Below are 217 nucleotides of genomic sequence, written 5' to 3'. Positions count from 1 at the left end.
CCCATGCGGGAGTCTCGCCTATCCGGTATTAGCTCACGTTTCCGTGGGTTATCCCAGTCTTACAGGCAGGTTACCTACGTATTACTCACCCGTCCGCCGCTAACCCTCAGGAGTGCAAGCACTCCATCAAGTTCGCTCGACTTGCATGTATTAGGCACGCCGCCAGCGTTCGTCCTGAGCCAGGATCAAACTCTCCATAAAAGTGTTTGACTTGCTC

General features: G+C 53.9%; 1 rRNA gene. It reads right to left on the bottom strand.

Annotated features, from left to right (window positions below):
* A 16S ribosomal RNA gene (locus ACXX53_RS23270) occupies positions 1-201 on the bottom strand; the annotation flags it as partial.
* Positions 202-217 lie beyond the last annotated feature (16 nt).

The sequence above is a fragment of the Paenibacillus marinisediminis genome, assembly GCF_054343325.1.
The sequence above is the reverse complement of the archived record's forward strand: the minus strand, read 5'-3'. Positions and strand labels throughout refer to the sequence as shown.